This is a genomic window from Synechococcus sp. Lug-A, assembly GCF_024345655.1.
GTDB lineage: Bacteria > Cyanobacteriota > Cyanobacteriia > PCC-6307 > Cyanobiaceae > MW101C3.
Window position 1 is genome coordinate 15,914 of sequence record NZ_JAGQBN010000010.1, and the last position, 13,827, is coordinate 29,740.

The window sequence follows — 13,827 nt, forward strand, 5'->3', positions numbered from 1 at the left end:
CCGCCCGGCGTTGATCGTCCTGGCCTGTGGCGGGCATTAGGAGCTCCAATCGAACACACGACCTGCTTCCCCGCCGCTGTTCTTAGGTTGAGCGCCACCGACCCGTTCTCTCCCGAGGCACCAGGCATGACACCCGTCGCCACGGCCGCTGCGCCCCCCGCCCCGCCCCGCCTTTCGTTGCAGTGCGAGCCGATCGGGCCCGACACCACCACGCTCCGCTCGCTCGACTGGGACCGCAGCCGCTTCGACATCGAGTTCGGCCTTCGCAACGGCACCACCTACAACGCCTTTCTGGTGCGGGGGGAACGCACCGCCCTGATCGACACCAGCCACGCCAAGTTCGAGGACACCTGGCTGCCGCTGCTGGAGCAGCAGATCGATCCAGCCGCGATCGATTTCCTGATCGTGTCCCACACCGAACCCGACCACTCCGGCCTGATCGGCGCCCTGCTCGACCGCAACCCGGAGATCGAGATCGTGGCCTCCAAGGTGGCGATCGCCTACCTGGCCGACCAGGTGCACCGCCCCTTCCGCAGCCGTGCGGTGAAAAGTGGGGAGGAGCTCGATCTGGGCACGAACCCCGAGAGCGGTGTGGCGCACCGCTTCGAATTCCTCAGTGCCCCCAACCTGCACTGGCCCGACACGATCTTTTCGTTCGATCACGGCACCCGCATCCTCTACACCTGCGATGCCTTCGGCCTCCATTACTGCGGCAACGACGTCTTCGATAGCGATCCCGGCGCCATCGCTCCCGACTTCCGCTTCTATTACGACTGCCTGATGGGCCCCAACGCCCGCAGCGTGCTGCAGGCGCTCAAGCGCATGGACGCTCTGCCCGAGATCGCCATGATTGCCACCGGCCACGGGCCACTGCTGCGTGAGCACCTGCGCCTCTGGATCGGCGACTACCGCGACTGGAGCAGCCAGCGCAGCGCCGGCGAAACCTATGCGGCGGTCTGTTATGTGAGCCAGTACGGCTTCTGTGACCGGCTCAGCCAGGCGATCGCCCGCGGCATCGGCAAGGCGGAGGCCCAGGTGCAGCTGGTGGATCTGCGCGCCTCCGATCCTCAGGAATTGGCCGCCCTGGTGGGGGAGGCCAGTGCTGTGGTGGTGCCCACCTGGCCCGCCAACCCCGATGGGGACCTGCAGCAATCGATCGGCACGCTGCTGGCGGCGCTCAAGCCCAAGCAGTGGGTGGCCTGCTACGACGCCTTCGGCGGCAACGATCAACCGATCGACAGCGTGGCCAGCCAGCTGCGTGGCCTTGGTCAGAAGGAGGCCTTTGCGCCGCTGCGCATCCGCCAGGCCCCCGATGGCAACGATTACCAGCGGTGCGAAGAGGCCGGCACCGACCTGGGCCAGCTGCTCACCAAGGCGAAAACGATCGCTGCCATGAAGGCGATCGACGCCGATGTGGACAAGGCGCTGGGGCGGCTCAGCGGTGGGCTTTACATCGTGACCGCCCGCCAGGAGGAACGCAGCAGCGCCATGGTGGCCAGCTGGGTGAGCCAGGCCAGCTTCGATCCACCGGGCCTCTCGATCGCCGTGGCCAAAGATCGCGCCATCGAGGCGCTGATGCAGGTGGACGACCGCTTCGTGCTCAACATCCTGCGCGAAGACAACTACCAGTCCCTGCTGCGCCATTTCCTCAAGCGCTTCCCCCCCGGCGCCGACCGCTTCGCCGGGGTGCCCACCCTTGAGGGCGCTGCCGCCGGTGGTCCGGTGCTGAGCGATGCCCTCGCCTTCCTGGGCTGCCGGGTGGTGCAGCGTATGGAAACCCCCGACCACTGGATCATCTACGCCGCAGTGGAGGAGGGCACGGTGTCCGACACCGAAGCCGCCACGGCCGTGCATCACCGCAAGGTGGGGAACCATTACTGATGGCTGATCTCGTTCTTGATCCCACCATTCCGGCCGCGGAGGTGATCGACCGCAGCGTCATCGCCATTCCGCTGGAAGACGGCCTGACCTGCCTGCGCTGCCTCAGCCCCAAGCGGCTGCGTTTCGAGGTGGAGTACGGCCTGGAGCGCGGCACCAGCGCCAATGCCTTCCTGTTCGCCGGTGGTGTCAACAATGCCCAGCGGGAGATCCCGCCGGTGCTTGTGCATCCCCCGGGCGCTTCCTTCACGGCGCCGTTCCTGGCCCAGCTGGCCGCCATGGTGCCGGCGGAAGCGCCGCTCAAGGTGGTGGTCGGTCACGTCAACCCCAACCGGGTGGCGCTGCTGCGCGAGCTGGCTGCCGCCTGGCCCGCCCTGATGCTGGTGGCCTCCAACACCGGCGCCCGGCTGGTGGAGGAGCTGTGGCAGCAACGCCGGCCCCCGGCTCCGGGCAGCGAGGCGGAGGAGCCGCCACTGCCTGCCCTGCCGCCGATCGATGTGGTGAAGCAGGAGGTCAGCCGCGAGCTGGCCAACAGCTTCCGCCTCACCCTGCTGCCCGCCCCCACGCCCCGCTGGCCCGGCGCCCTGATCGCCTTCGAGGAGCGCACCGGCCTGCTGATGAGCGGCAAGTTCTTCGCCGCCCACCTCTGCAGCGAGGCCTATGCCGAGGCCAACCGCGACAGCACCGAGGAAGACCGGCGTCACTTCTACGACTGCCTGATGGCGCCGATGGCCCGCCAGGTGGAAACGGTGGTCGACCGACTCGATGAGCTGGAGATCCGCACCATCGCGCCCGGCCATGGCCCGGCGATCACCGAGAGCTGGCGCAGCCTGCTGGCCGATTACCGGCGCTGGGGCGAGAACCTCGAGAAAACCCGCCTGTCGGTGGCGCTGCTCTACGCCAGTGCCTACGGCAACACCGCCGCCCTCGCCGATGCCATCGCCCAGGGCGTGGCGCGCACGGGCGTGCGGGTGGAGAGCATCAACTGCGAGTTCGCTCCCCCCGACCAGCTGCTCGAAGCGATCCGCAGCTGCGATGCGGTGCTGATCGGCTCCCCCACCCTGGGCGGCCACGCCCCCACGCCGATCGTTTCGGCGCTCGGCACCCTGCTGGCCGAAGGCGACCGCGCCCGGCCTGTGGGGGTGTTCGGCAGCTTCGGCTGGAGCGGAGAAGCCATCGATCTTCTGGAAACCAAGCTGCGGGATGGCGGCTTCCGCTTCGCCTTCGAGCCGATCCGGGTGAAGTTCAGCCCCGATCCGCCCACGCTCAAGCGCATGGAGGAAACGGGCACGGCCCTGGGGCGGCAGCTGCTCAACCAGCAGAAGCGTCAACGGCGCGTGGTGGCCGGTGGCCTCAGCGAAAGCCGCAGCAACCCGGCGGTGCTGGCCCTCGGGCGCGTGGTGGGCTCGCTCTGCGTGCTCACCTGCGTGAAGGGAGAAGGGGCGGCCGCCCTGAGCGGCGGCATGGTGGCCAGCTGGGTGAGCCAGGCCAGCTTCACCCCGCCCGGCTTCACGGTGGCGGTGGCCCGGGATCGCGCCGTGGAGAGCCTGCTGCACGTGGGCGACCGCTTCGTGCTCAACGTGCTGGCCGAGGGACGCGAGAGCGGCCCGATGAAGCGCTTCCTGCAGCCCTACCCCCCCGGCGCCGACCGGCTGGCGGGCCTGGAGCTGGAGCAGAGCCCGGCGGGCCAGCCGGTGCTGCCCGAAGCACTGGCCTGGCTGGAGGCCAGCGTGAGCCAGCGGATGGAATGCGGCGACCACTGGCTGGTGTATGCCCAGGTGAGCCATGGCGGCCTGCTGGACGGCACCGGCGTCACCGCTGTGCACCAGCGCCGCAGCGGTGCCAGCTACTGAGCCACTGACTGAGGCAGTGGCACGTTCGGCAGGGGCGAACGGGCTTCGCGGAAACAGGGTGCCTCGAACAGCCGGCGCTGGCTCAGGCTTTGCACCCGAGGGGGAACGCCCGGCTGGGTGTAACGCAGCACGAAGATCTGGTCGAACTCCATCGCACCGATGGCGGGCATCGTCGCCCAGCCCAGCCCCCGGGCCAGTTCCGGCATGTGGCGGTGCTCCCAGAACAGCACCACGTTGCCGCCCTTGTAGGCCGGCTGGCTGAGGATCTCCTGCCCATCCATGAAGGAATCCTCCAGTGACGACTGGGCAATCGAAATGTTGATGCCGGTGGCCACCCCCAGCGGCACGGCGCTCTGGTAGCTGCGGGCGTTCTTGCTGGATTCGGGGTTGAGGAAGAAGGTGCGGATGTGGGTCGGAGCCCCGAAGCAGGCGGGAAGGAGCCGGCCCAGGTTGATCGAGCGCAGGAAGCCGCGGGCCGAGAGGTTGTAGTTGCCATCGCCGGAGGCCACCTTGTCGCCGTGGCGCAGCAGGATCACCTGCCGGGGCAGCGCCCCCACAGGCGCGGCACCAAGGACGACGGCGGCCACAGCAACAGCGGCGGCCGCAGTGGCGCGGAGCCGCGGTCCGATGGTGGCCGCAGCACGGCGGCGGTGTGAACCCGGGAAGGCCATGGGCGGTGGGCTGTGAGCTGTGGGCGGTGGGTCCGGCCGGAACAGACGCCTGCGGGCGCAGGGTCCCATGGTGGCAGTGCAGCAGGCTCGACCCGCGAGGGTGGCCGTTCCACCACAGCCTCCGAAGCGGCCTCATCCCAGCCTCCCCACAGGCCCGGGGCACCGCGCTGCGCCACCGTCGCCTTGCAACGGCCCACCTCCCATCCCACCGCACGCCGTCTCCATGGACATCGCCAAACCCGGCACCCTCGCCAACCTCGAAGCGGCCTTCGGCGGCGAGAGCATGGCCAACCGCAAGTACCTTTTCTTCGCTGATGTGGCCAAGCAGCTCGGCAACAGCGAGCTGGCCCGCCTCTTCCGCGACACCGCCGCCCAGGAAACCGAGCACGCCTTCGCGCACTTCCGCCTGCTCCACCCCGAGCTGGTGGTGGCCGATCCCGCCGCGCTCTCAGAAGAAGCCAGACAACAGGTGCTGAGCCGCTGCCTGGAGCTGGCGATCGAGGGTGAAACCTACGAGTACACCACCATGTATCCGGAGTTCGCCGCCCAGGCCCGCGCCGATCGCGATGACGGTGCCGTGGCCGAATTCACCGAGCAGATCGCCGAATCCGAGCAGCATGCCGGCCTCTTCCGTCAGGCGGCCAGCAACTTCGGCCGGCTCACCCCGATCGAGCACCACCACGCCGACCGCTACAGCGTGGCCCTCGAAGCCCTTCAGGGCCAGGGCGCGGCCGGAGAAAGCGAGCCCGTGGCCGGCCTGTGGATCTGCAAGGTGTGTTCGGTGATCTACGACCCGGCCCTGGGCGATCCGGACTCAGGCATCGTCGCCGGCACGCCGTTCGAGGCCATCCCCGACAGCTGGGTCTGCCCGCTCTGCGGCACCCGCAAGGCCAATTTCATCCCCTACCGGGAGCCGGTGCTGCTGCCGGCCTGAGCCGCCGCAACCGCTGGAGCGCGCCGCCGCGTCCATCACGACTCCGGTGGCGCCGCCCCCCAGGCGTGCAGGCTCTCCAGCACGGGAATCAGCGACCGGCCGCGCGGGGTGAGGCGGTATTCCACCCGCGGCGGCACCTCGGCAAACACCTCGCGCTCCACCACCCCTGCGGTCTCCAGCTCCCGCAGCTGGCTGGTGAGCACCTTGTGGCTCACGCCCACCAGGGCCCGCTGCAAGCCGGAAAACCGCTGCGTGCCCTCTGCCAGCTCCCGCAGCACGGGCACCTTCCAGCGCCCCCGCATGACGCTCAGCGCCAGCTCGGCAGGGCATTGGGTGTGGTCGTGGGCGTCCAGGAATCCATCCGCTTGCTCCATGCGCTTGCACCATCCACTGGCACCAGGGTTACTCACAGGTGAGTGACGCACATGGCGGTGCGTTCTTGTCAGGCAGGCCCCAAGCGATCCACTCTGATCCAAGGGGGAGAGCTGCCGCCCGCTTGATGGGCTGATCCCCATCGCTTCCGCCTGGCCGACCGGTGACGTTGCACACCTGCCAAGCCAGTGGAGCGGGGCCATCCTGTGGCGGCAGCCCGTCCCGGTCATCCGTCGTTTCCGCCATGACCATCGACCTGTTCACGCCCCTGGCCGTAGGGCCCCTGGAGCTGCCCAACCGGGTGCTGATGGCCCCGCTCACCCGATCCCGCGCTGAAGAGGGTCACATCCCCGGCCCGCTGATGGCGGAGTACTACGGCCAGCGGGCCTCCGCCGGGTTGATCATTGCCGAGGCCACCATGGCGATGGAGGGCCACTCCGCCTTCATCCGCGAACCCGGCATCCATTCGGCGGCCCAGGTGGAGGGCTGGACACGCACCACCGAGGCGGTGCACGCCCGCGGCGGCCGGATCGTGCTGCAGATCTGGCACGGCGGCCGGGCCTGCCATCCCCTGCTCAACAACGGCCTTCAGCCGGTGGCCCCCAGCGCCATCGCCATCAGCGGCGACCAGATCCACACCCCCCAGGGCAAGGTGGATTACGTGGTGCCGCGCGCCCTGGCCGACGACGAGCTGCCGGCGATCGTGGCGGGCTTCCGGCTGGCGGCCCGCCACGCCATCGCTGCCGGTTTCGATGGCGTGGAGGTGCACGGCGCCAATGGCTATCTCCTCGATGAATTCCTGCGCGATGGCAGCAACCAGCGCGGCGGCCCCTATGGCGGCCCGATCGAGAACCGGGCGCGGCTGCTGCTGGAGGTGATCGAGGCGGTACGCGCCGAAACGGAGCTGGTGGGTCTGCGCCTCTCGCCGCTCAACAGCTACAACGCCATGCGCGACAGCGATCCCGTGGCGCTCGCCAGCTGGCTGGCCGATCACCTCAACGGCACCGGCCTCGCCTACCTGCACCTGATGCGCGGCGACTTCCTCCAGCAGCAGCTGGGCGATGTGCTCACGCCGGTGCGCGAGCGCTTCCAGGGGGTGCTGATTGCCAACATGGGCTACACCGCCGCCGAAGCCAACGCCGCCATCGCCGCCGGCGCCATCGATGCGGTGGCCTTCGGCACGGCCTTCCTGGCCAACCCGGATCTGCCGGAGCGGCTGCGCAGCGGCGCACCGCTCAACACGCCGGACCCTGCCACCTTCTACAGCCCCGGCCCCGCCGGCTACACCGACTACCCCTTCCTGAGCGCCGCTGCCTGATCAACGCTGGCGCAGGCCCCCAGCCTGTGCTGCTCGAGACCCAGTGCCACCCGTTGCCTGCGCCAGGCCCGACCCATCCCCTGCTCACCCACCATCCACTCCCGGGAGCCTCGCCATGACCACCACCAACGCCCAGCGTTCTGCCGCTATCCCGGTGTTCCGCCCCGGCACGGAGCGCTTCCACAGCCAGCTCGACTGGCTGGACAGCTGGCACAGCTTTTCCTTCTCCAGCCACTTCGATCCGGCCTGGATGGGATTCGGTCCGCTGCGGGTGATCAACGACGACACGATCGCCGCCGGCCGCGGCTTCGGCATGCATCCCCACAACGACATGGAGATCGTCACGGTGATGGTGGAAGGGGAACTCACCCACCGCGATTCGATGGGCAACGGTGAGGTGTTGCGCGCTGGTGAAGTGCAGCGCATGAGCGCCGGCACCGGTGTGGTGCACAGCGAAATCAACAAAGGGGCGACCCCCTGCCGGTTGCTGCAGATCTGGATCGAACCTTCCAGCACCGGCATCCTGCCCGCCTATGAGCAGAAGCCCTTCGCCGTCGGGGAGGGCTGGACCCTGCTGCTGGACCCCGAGCGGCGGGACGGCGCCATGGCGGTGCACCGACCGGTGCGGCTCTGGCGCGCCCGGCCGGCGGCCGGCACCCGCCTGGAGCTGCCGGCGGCGGCCGGCCACCGGCTCTGGATGCAGCTGATCGACGGCAGCCTCACGCTGGAAGGCGGCCGCCGGCTGGAGCGCGGCGATGGCCTGGGCTTCGAGGTCCCAGGCTCAGCCAGTGGCACTGGCACTCCGCCGGCCAGCACCCCCACCAGCGCCCTCCCCGCCGCCGCCCATGCGGTGCCGCGAGAGCTGGTGACCGGTGAAGCCGGCGCCGACCTGCTGCTGTTTGAGTTGGCCTGAGTTGGGGCGGGTTGGTGCTGGCTGGTCTGGATCCAGGTCGACCTGGGTGTGTCCTAGGCGTCGTTAATTCCTTGCCGAAAGGAAGCGAAAGATGCTGCCGAATGCGAATGGGTTCGCTCAAATGGGGGTGTTCCCGTTACCGCGTTCGGTGATGGCCACAGCCCGCTCTCGCTCTGACGCCAGCCTGCCCACCATTCTTCCGTCTGCCGATGGCAACGGCCGGAGTTGGGTGGTGCGCTACCGCGGTTTCGTGCTCATGCCTCAGCCTGATCTCACCTGGCTGGTTCGCCCAGAGCGCAGCCCCATGGATGTGCTGCCCTTCCGGGCTCCCGCCAGTTCACTGGCGGATGTGAAGGCCTTGGTGGATTGGCGCCTCGGCAAGGCCGCCTGAGACCTTGGCTCAGGCCGCCTGCGGCGGTGTGGGCCCCCCGGCCTGGAAGGGAAGCACCAGGGTGACCCAGGTGTCCGGACGTGCCGGACGGTGCCGGCGGGGTTGACGCACGCCGAAGGGAACACGCACCACGTTGGTGCCCTCCACACGGATTGTTTCGCCGCGGGCGGAGGAATGGGCCAGGGATCCGGGAATCGGCGGCAGTTCGGGGGCGCGCGTCAACGGAGCGGGTTTCTCAGCACGGATCGACAGCTCAGAGAGCGTCGGAGGATTGAAGGGAGGGCCGTCGTTGCCGTTCATTGGGTGGGTCGAGACGTTTGCCGTGGCCTTGGGGGCTGCTGATCCTGTGACTTGTCGCCCGAGCTTGCCTCGTGGGGTGGGATCCAGCAACCGGGAATTCATTAAACAATCAGTTGATTGTAGCAGTGGCACACATGCCCGTCTGAAACTCCAGTCACTGCCTGATCAGCTCCCTATCGTGATGGCGTTGATCGTGGGCGGCGTCTGAACGGCTAGGCGTGCCGGCTCAGCGCCGATAGAGAGGCGAGGCCCCAGGCCTGCTTGGAGCCGCCCGGCCTGATCGGCACGGCATGGCGGGCGCTCAGATCGCCAGCGCCACCCGCTGCGGCGTGACGGCCACGCTGCTGCTGGCCAGCTCCTCCACCGAGGGGCAGGTGCACACCAGGTTGCGATCGCCATAGGCGTTGTCGATGCGGGCCACCGCCGGCCAGAACTTGTTCTGCCGCTGGCTGTCGCCAGCCGGGAAGGCCGCCTCGCTGCGGCTGTAAGGGCGATCCCAGAGGTCGGCGGTGACGGCCGCCAGGGTGTGCGGCGCCCGCTTCAAGGGGTTGTTCTGCGCATCGGCCTGCCCCGCCTCGATCGCAGCCGCCTCGGCGCGGATTGCCACCATGGCGTCGCAGAAGCGGTCGATCTCCGCCAGGGATTCGCTTTCGGTGGGCTCCACCATCACCGTGCCCGCTACCGGCCAGCTCACCGTGGGGGCATGGAAGCCGTAATCCATCAGCCGCTTGGCCAGGTCGTCGACCTCGAGGCCGGCGCTGCGTTTCAGCGGCCGCAGATCCAGGATGCATTCGTGGGCCACACGGCCGCCGCTGCCGCGGAACAGCACCGGGTAGTGGGGCTGGAGCCGCTCGGCGATCACGTTGGCGGAGAGCAGCGCCACCGCGCTGGCCTGCCGCAGGCCGGCGCCACCCATCATGCGGATGTACATCCAGCTGATCGGCAGGATGCCGGCGCTGCCCCAGGGGGCGGCTGACACTGGCCCGATCGCCGCCTGGCCGCCCACGGCCCCCAGCGGGTGGCCCGGCAGGAACGGCACCAGATGGCTGGCGACGGCAATCGGCCCGACCCCCGGCCCGCCACCGCCGTGGGGGATGCAGAAGGTTTTGTGCAGGTTCAGGTGGCACACGTCGGCGCCGTAGTGGCCGGGTTTGGCCAGGCCCACCTGGGCGTTGAGGTTGGCGCCATCGAGGTACACCTGGCCGCCGTGGCGGTGGATCACCTCGCAGAGCCGGCGGATGCCGGTTTCGAACACTCCGTGGGTGGAGGGATAGGTGACCATCACGGCCGCGAGAGCATCGGCGTGCTGGGCGGCTTTCGCCTCCAGGTCATCGAGATCGATGTTGCCGTTGGCATCGCAGGCCACCGGCACCACCTGCAACCCGGCCATCACGGCGCTGGCCGGGTTGGTGCCGTGGGCACTGGTGGGAATCAGGCAGACGTTGCGGTGCGCCTCGCCGCGGCTGTGGTGCCAGGCCCGGATCACCAGCAGCCCCGCATACTCCCCCTGGGAGCCGGCGTTGGGTTGCAGCGACACCCCGGCAAAGCCGGTGATCACCGCCAGCCAGGCCTCCAGATCGGCCACCAGCCGCTGGTAGCCGGCCTGCTGGGCGGCGGGGGCGAAGGGATGCAGTTCGGCGAAGGCGGGCCAGCTCACCGGCGCCAGTTCGGCGGCGGCATTGAGCTTCATCGTGCAGCTGCCGAGCGGGATCATGCCGTGCACCAGCGAGAGATCTTTCGCCACCAGGCGTTGGATGTAGCGGAGCAGTTCCGACTCGCTGTGGTGCCGCTGGAACACCTCCTGCTGCAGCCAGGGCTCATGGCGCAGGGGCAGCCCCGCCAGCAGGGTGGCGTCGTCGGGCAGGGCGGCGAGCAGGGCGGCGGCGGTGGGCAGGGGGCCAGCGTTGTGCTCCGCCCTGTCAGGGCCTTCTGGGCGGCCTGTGCCATCCGGGCCGACAGCGGCGGCGAAGAGGGCGAGCAGGCGGTCGAGCTCGACGCTGTCGGTGCGCTCATCCAGGCTGATCGCCACACCGGTGAGCGCCCCGCCCGGTGCGGTGAGCGGCCGCAGGTTGAAGCCGGCGGCTTCCGCCCGCTCCAGCAGCTCGCCGGCCCCGGGCAGGGTGAGGCTGAGCGTGTCGAAGGCGGCGCCGGGCTGCACCGCCAGCCCGAGGCCAGCGAGGCCCGCAGCCAGTGCGGCCCGCTGACGCAGCACCCGCCGGGCCATCGCCGTGAGCCCGCCGGGACCGTGATGCACCGCATAGAAGCTGGCCATCACCGCCAGCAACACCTGGGCGGTGCAGATGTTGCTGGTGGCCTTGTCGCGGCGGATGTGCTGCTCGCGGGTCTGCAGGGCCAGGCGCAGGGCTGGGCGGCCTTCCGCATCCAGCGAGCGACCCACCAGCCGGCCGGGAATCTGGCGCTTGTGCGCGTCGGTGGTGGCGAAGAAGGCGGCATGGGGCCCGCCGCCGCCGAGCGGCACGCCGAAGCGCTGGGTGCTGCCCACGGCGATGTCGGCGCCGAGGGCACCCACCGGCTCCAGCAGCACCTGGGCCAGCGGATCCACCGCCGCCGTCACCATCGCCCCGACCGCATGGGCGGCGGCGATCGCCGCGCGCGGATCCCAGAGGCGGCCGCTGGCGCCGGGCAGTTGCAGCAGCAGCCCGAACGCCGTGGGGTCGAGGGGAGAGGCCGCATTGCCAGCGGCGAGCGTGGCGGGATCCACCAGCTCCACCACGAGGCCGAGCGGTTCGGCCCGGGTCTGCAGCACGGCCAGGGTCTGGGGGAACACGTCCTGATCCACCAGGAAGCGGCGGGCTTCAGGCCGCCGACAGGCGCCGAAGCTGAGCGCCATCGCCTCGGCCGCGGCGGTGCCTTCATCCAGCAGCGAGGCGTTGGCGATCGGCAGGCCGGTGAGTTCGCTGATCAGGGTCTGGAAGTTGAGCAGCGCCTCCAGGCGGCCCTGGGCGATCTCAGCCTGGTAAGGGGTGTAGGCCGTGTACCAGCAGGGGTTTTCCAGCACGTGGCGCTGGATCAGTGCCGGCGTCACGGTGCCGTAGTAGCCGAGGCCGATCAGGCTGCGGCGCACCTGGTTGGTGGCAGCGATGGCGCGCAGCTCGCCCAGCGCCTGGGCTTCGTCCACCCCCAGCGGCAGGTCGGCCGCCGCGGCGCTCGCGTCGATCAGGATGTCGGCCGGCACCACCTCGGCCACGAACGTATCCAGATCACTGGCGCCCAGCCGGTCGAGCATCGCCTGCAGCTCCTGCGGCGATGGCCCGAGATGCCGCTCCAGGAAAGGAGAGGAGCTGTCGGGGTCAGCGAAGGGTGCGGTCACGGCGCGACGCCCGGCAATAGGGGCGGATCTTAGGGAAATCTGTCGAGACGACGCTCCAACACGCCGCCCAGCCCTTTCGCGAGGCCCGTGGGCTGCAGCTCCGCTCCGGGGCCGACGGACCCGCTTCGCTGGTGTCGCTCAGCTGCCTTCCACCTTCAGGCGGTAAGTGGCGGCATCCATGAGATCAGCGAATTCGGCGGCGTCGCTGGGGCGCACCAGCAGCAGCCAGCCTTCGCCGTGGGGATCGTTCTGCAGTTCCTCCGGGCTGGTCAGCACCGCTTCGTTGCGCAGCTCCACCGTGCCGCTGATCGGCGCGTACATCTCCTCCACCGCCTTCACCGATTCCACCGAGCCGAAACTGGAGCCTCGCTCCAGCTGGCTGCCCACCTCCGGCAGCTCCACGAACACGATGTCGCCCAGCTGATCGACGGCGAAGGCGCTCACGCCGATGCGCATCAGCTCCCCATCCGGCCGGGCGTATTCATGGCTGTCCGCATAGCGGCAGTCGTCGGGGAACTGGAGCGCCATCGAAGGCGGAAGCAAAGACGAGGCCAGTCTGACCGGCCTTGGCGCTGCGGGCTCAGCTCAGCCGCTGCGGATTCAGGGCCGTGAGCGCCCGCTCCAGGGCCAGCTCCACGTGGGCGCGGTGAGTGCCTCCCTGGGCGAACAGCACGTAGGGCTCGCGCAGGGGGGCGTCGGCGGAGAACTCACTGGTGCTGCCGTCGATGAAGCTGCCGCCGGCCATCACCAGCTCACTGGCGTATCCCGGCATGGGCGCCGGCACCGGGTCGAGGTAAGCGCCCACCGGCGAACAGGCCTGAAAGGCGCGGCACACCTGGATCAACGGCTCCGGCGCCCCGAAGCGCACTGCCTGGATCACGTCACTGCGGGGGCCCCCCACCAGCGGCTGCACGGCATAGCCGAGTGCGCTGAACACGGAGGCCACCAGTTCGGCGCCGATCAGGGCCTCTGCCACCATCTGAGGCGCCAGGAACAACCCCTGGAACAGCAGCCGATAGAGATCGAAGCCGGTGCCCCCCTCGCTGCCGATGCCCGGCGCCGTGAGGCGGCAGCAGGCCCGCTCCACCCATTCGGCGCCGCCGGCCACGTAGCCGCCGGTGGGGGCAATCGTGCCGCCGGCGTTCTTGATCAGCGAGCCGGCGATCAGGTCGGCGCCCACGGCCGGGGGCTCCAGCCCTTCCACGAATTCGCCATAGCAGTTGTCGACGAAGCAGAGGCAACCGGGCTGCAGCTGCTTCACGCGCTCCACCAGGCGGCCGATCGTGGCCACCTGCAGCGAGGGCCGCCAGCTGTAGCCGCAACTGCGCTGGATCAGCACCAGCCGGGTGGGGGGTGTGAGGGCGGCGGCGAGGCCGTCCTCCTCCACCGTGCCATCGGCCCGCAGGGCGAGCTCGTCGTAGTGGATGCCGAACTCGGCCAGCGACCCCTGGCCGCTGCCGCGCAGGCCGATCACCTCTTCCAATGTGTCGTAGGGGCGGCCGGTGATCGAGAGCAGGCGGTCGCCCGGCCGCAGCACGCCGAACAGGGCTGCGGCGATGGCGTGGGTGCCGCTGACGAACTGCAGCCGCACCGCCGCCGCCTCCGCCCCCAGCACCCGGGCGAACACCCGGTCCAGCACCTCCCGGCCCAGGTCGCCGTGGCCGTAGCCGCTCACTGAGGCGAAGTGATGGGGGCCGAGACGTTCGGCGGCGAAGGCGGCCAGCACCCTCTCCAGTCCGGGCTTCACCGCGGCGGTGTGCCGGGCCGCCAGCGGCGCGATCCGCGCAGCGGCTGCTGCCACCTGCTCGCAGGCCCAGGCCGAGGCGGTTCCTTTCTCGTCCTGCCCGTCCATCCCCGCCACCCAAG

General features: G+C 69.9%; 12 protein-coding genes. 6 read left to right on the forward strand and 6 right to left on the reverse strand.

The genetic code is table 11. The features are described from left to right. The first annotated feature begins 126 nt into the window (after positions 1-126). On the forward strand, positions 127-1,881 hold the full coding sequence (locus tag KBY86_RS08725; RefSeq protein WP_094511346.1) for a diflavin flavoprotein: 1,755 nt from the start codon (positions 127-129) through the stop codon (positions 1,879-1,881). After that, the gene (locus KBY86_RS08730; RefSeq protein ID WP_255140868.1) at positions 1,881-3,731 is read left to right on the forward strand and encodes a diflavin flavoprotein; all 1,851 of its coding nucleotides are present in this window, start codon (positions 1,881-1,883) and stop codon (positions 3,729-3,731) included. The genes KBY86_RS08725 and KBY86_RS08730 overlap by 1 nt, the downstream gene beginning before the upstream one ends. Here the strand turns inward: KBY86_RS08730 and KBY86_RS08735 are convergent. Further along, entirely contained in the window at positions 3,725-4,318 is a 594-nt protein-coding gene (locus tag KBY86_RS08735; RefSeq protein ID WP_255140869.1) for a histidine phosphatase family protein, read from the reverse strand. The two genes, KBY86_RS08730 and KBY86_RS08735, sit on opposite strands and share 7 nt — an antisense overlap. A gap of 307 nt (positions 4,319-4,625) precedes the next feature. Here KBY86_RS08735 and KBY86_RS08740 point away from each other — a divergent pair, with 307 nt between their 5' ends. Further along, positions 4,626-5,336, forward strand: coding sequence for a rubrerythrin family protein (locus tag KBY86_RS08740; RefSeq protein WP_094511352.1), 711 nt, complete (start codon positions 4,626-4,628; stop codon positions 5,334-5,336). A gap of 35 nt (positions 5,337-5,371) precedes the next feature. Here KBY86_RS08740 and KBY86_RS08745 read toward each other — a convergent pair whose 3' ends face one another. Beyond that, positions 5,372-5,710 (reverse strand): helix-turn-helix domain-containing protein, encoded by a 339-nt coding sequence (locus KBY86_RS08745; protein ID WP_255140870.1) that lies wholly within the window; start codon positions 5,708-5,710, stop codon positions 5,372-5,374. A 242-nt stretch (positions 5,711-5,952) separates the two neighbouring features. Between KBY86_RS08745 and KBY86_RS08750 the strand changes: the two genes are divergently transcribed. The 3 genes from KBY86_RS08750 (at position 5,953) to KBY86_RS08760 (ending at position 8,330) form a co-directional block, all read left to right on the forward strand. Continuing rightward, positions 5,953-7,026: an alkene reductase gene (locus KBY86_RS08750; protein WP_255140871.1), complete on the forward strand. Its 1,074-nt coding sequence runs from the start codon at positions 5,953-5,955 to the stop codon at positions 7,024-7,026. 115 nt (positions 7,027-7,141) lie between these two features. Continuing rightward, positions 7,142-7,939, forward strand: a complete 798-nt coding sequence (locus KBY86_RS08755) for a pirin-like bicupin family protein (protein WP_255140872.1) — start codon at positions 7,142-7,144, stop codon at positions 7,937-7,939. 151 nt (positions 7,940-8,090) lie between these two features. Further along, the gene (locus tag KBY86_RS08760; protein WP_255100362.1) at positions 8,091-8,330 is read left to right on the forward strand and encodes a hypothetical protein; all 240 of its coding nucleotides are present in this window, start codon (positions 8,091-8,093) and stop codon (positions 8,328-8,330) included. A gap of 9 nt (positions 8,331-8,339) precedes the next feature. Here the strand turns inward: KBY86_RS08760 and KBY86_RS08765 are convergent, their stop codons facing one another. From KBY86_RS08765 to KBY86_RS08780, 4 genes are all read right to left on the reverse strand, one after another. Beyond that, positions 8,340-8,552: a hypothetical protein gene (locus KBY86_RS08765; protein ID WP_233132877.1), complete on the reverse strand. Its 213-nt coding sequence runs from the start codon at positions 8,550-8,552 to the stop codon at positions 8,340-8,342. Positions 8,553-8,931: 379 nt separating this feature from the next. Continuing rightward, positions 8,932-11,877 (reverse strand): aminomethyl-transferring glycine dehydrogenase, encoded by a 2,946-nt coding sequence (gene gcvP / locus KBY86_RS08770; protein WP_399221344.1) that lies wholly within the window; start codon positions 11,875-11,877, stop codon positions 8,932-8,934. A gap of 222 nt (positions 11,878-12,099) precedes the next feature. Further along, a complete protein-coding gene (gene gcvH, locus KBY86_RS08775) occupies positions 12,100-12,489 on the reverse strand; it encodes a glycine cleavage system protein GcvH (RefSeq protein WP_094511364.1) in 390 nt (129 codons plus the stop codon). A 52-nt stretch (positions 12,490-12,541) separates the two neighbouring features. Next, entirely contained in the window at positions 12,542-13,813 is a 1,272-nt protein-coding gene (locus tag KBY86_RS08780) for a methionine gamma-lyase family protein (protein WP_255140874.1), read from the reverse strand. Between the last annotated feature and the right edge of the window lie 14 nt (positions 13,814-13,827).

Bases quoted from the DNA above. Each gene is read 5' to 3' on its own strand.
- KBY86_RS08750 (WP_255140871.1), top strand. From the start codon at position 5,953: ATGACCATCGACCTGTTCACGCCCCTGGCCGTAGGGCCCCTGGAGCTG.
- KBY86_RS08780 (WP_255140874.1), bottom strand. From the start codon at position 13,813: ATGGACGGGCAGGACGAGAAAGGAACCGCCTCGGCCTGGGCCTGCGAG.
- gcvP (WP_399221344.1), bottom strand. From the start codon at position 11,877: ATGCTCGACCGGCTGGGCGCCAGTGATCTGGATACGTTCGTGGCCGAG.
- KBY86_RS08740 (WP_094511352.1), top strand. From the start codon at position 4,626: ATGGACATCGCCAAACCCGGCACCCTCGCCAACCTCGAAGCGGCCTTC.
- gcvH (WP_094511364.1), bottom strand. From the start codon at position 12,489: ATGGCGCTCCAGTTCCCCGACGACTGCCGCTATGCGGACAGCCATGAA.
- KBY86_RS08730 (WP_255140868.1), top strand. From the start codon at position 1,881: ATGGCTGATCTCGTTCTTGATCCCACCATTCCGGCCGCGGAGGTGATC.
- KBY86_RS08745 (WP_255140870.1), bottom strand. From the start codon at position 5,710: ATGGAGCAAGCGGATGGATTCCTGGACGCCCACGACCACACCCAATGC.
- KBY86_RS08725 (WP_094511346.1), top strand. From the start codon at position 127: ATGACACCCGTCGCCACGGCCGCTGCGCCCCCCGCCCCGCCCCGCCTT.
- KBY86_RS08760 (WP_255100362.1), top strand. From the start codon at position 8,091: ATGGCCACAGCCCGCTCTCGCTCTGACGCCAGCCTGCCCACCATTCTT.
- KBY86_RS08755 (WP_255140872.1), top strand. From the start codon at position 7,142: ATGACCACCACCAACGCCCAGCGTTCTGCCGCTATCCCGGTGTTCCGC.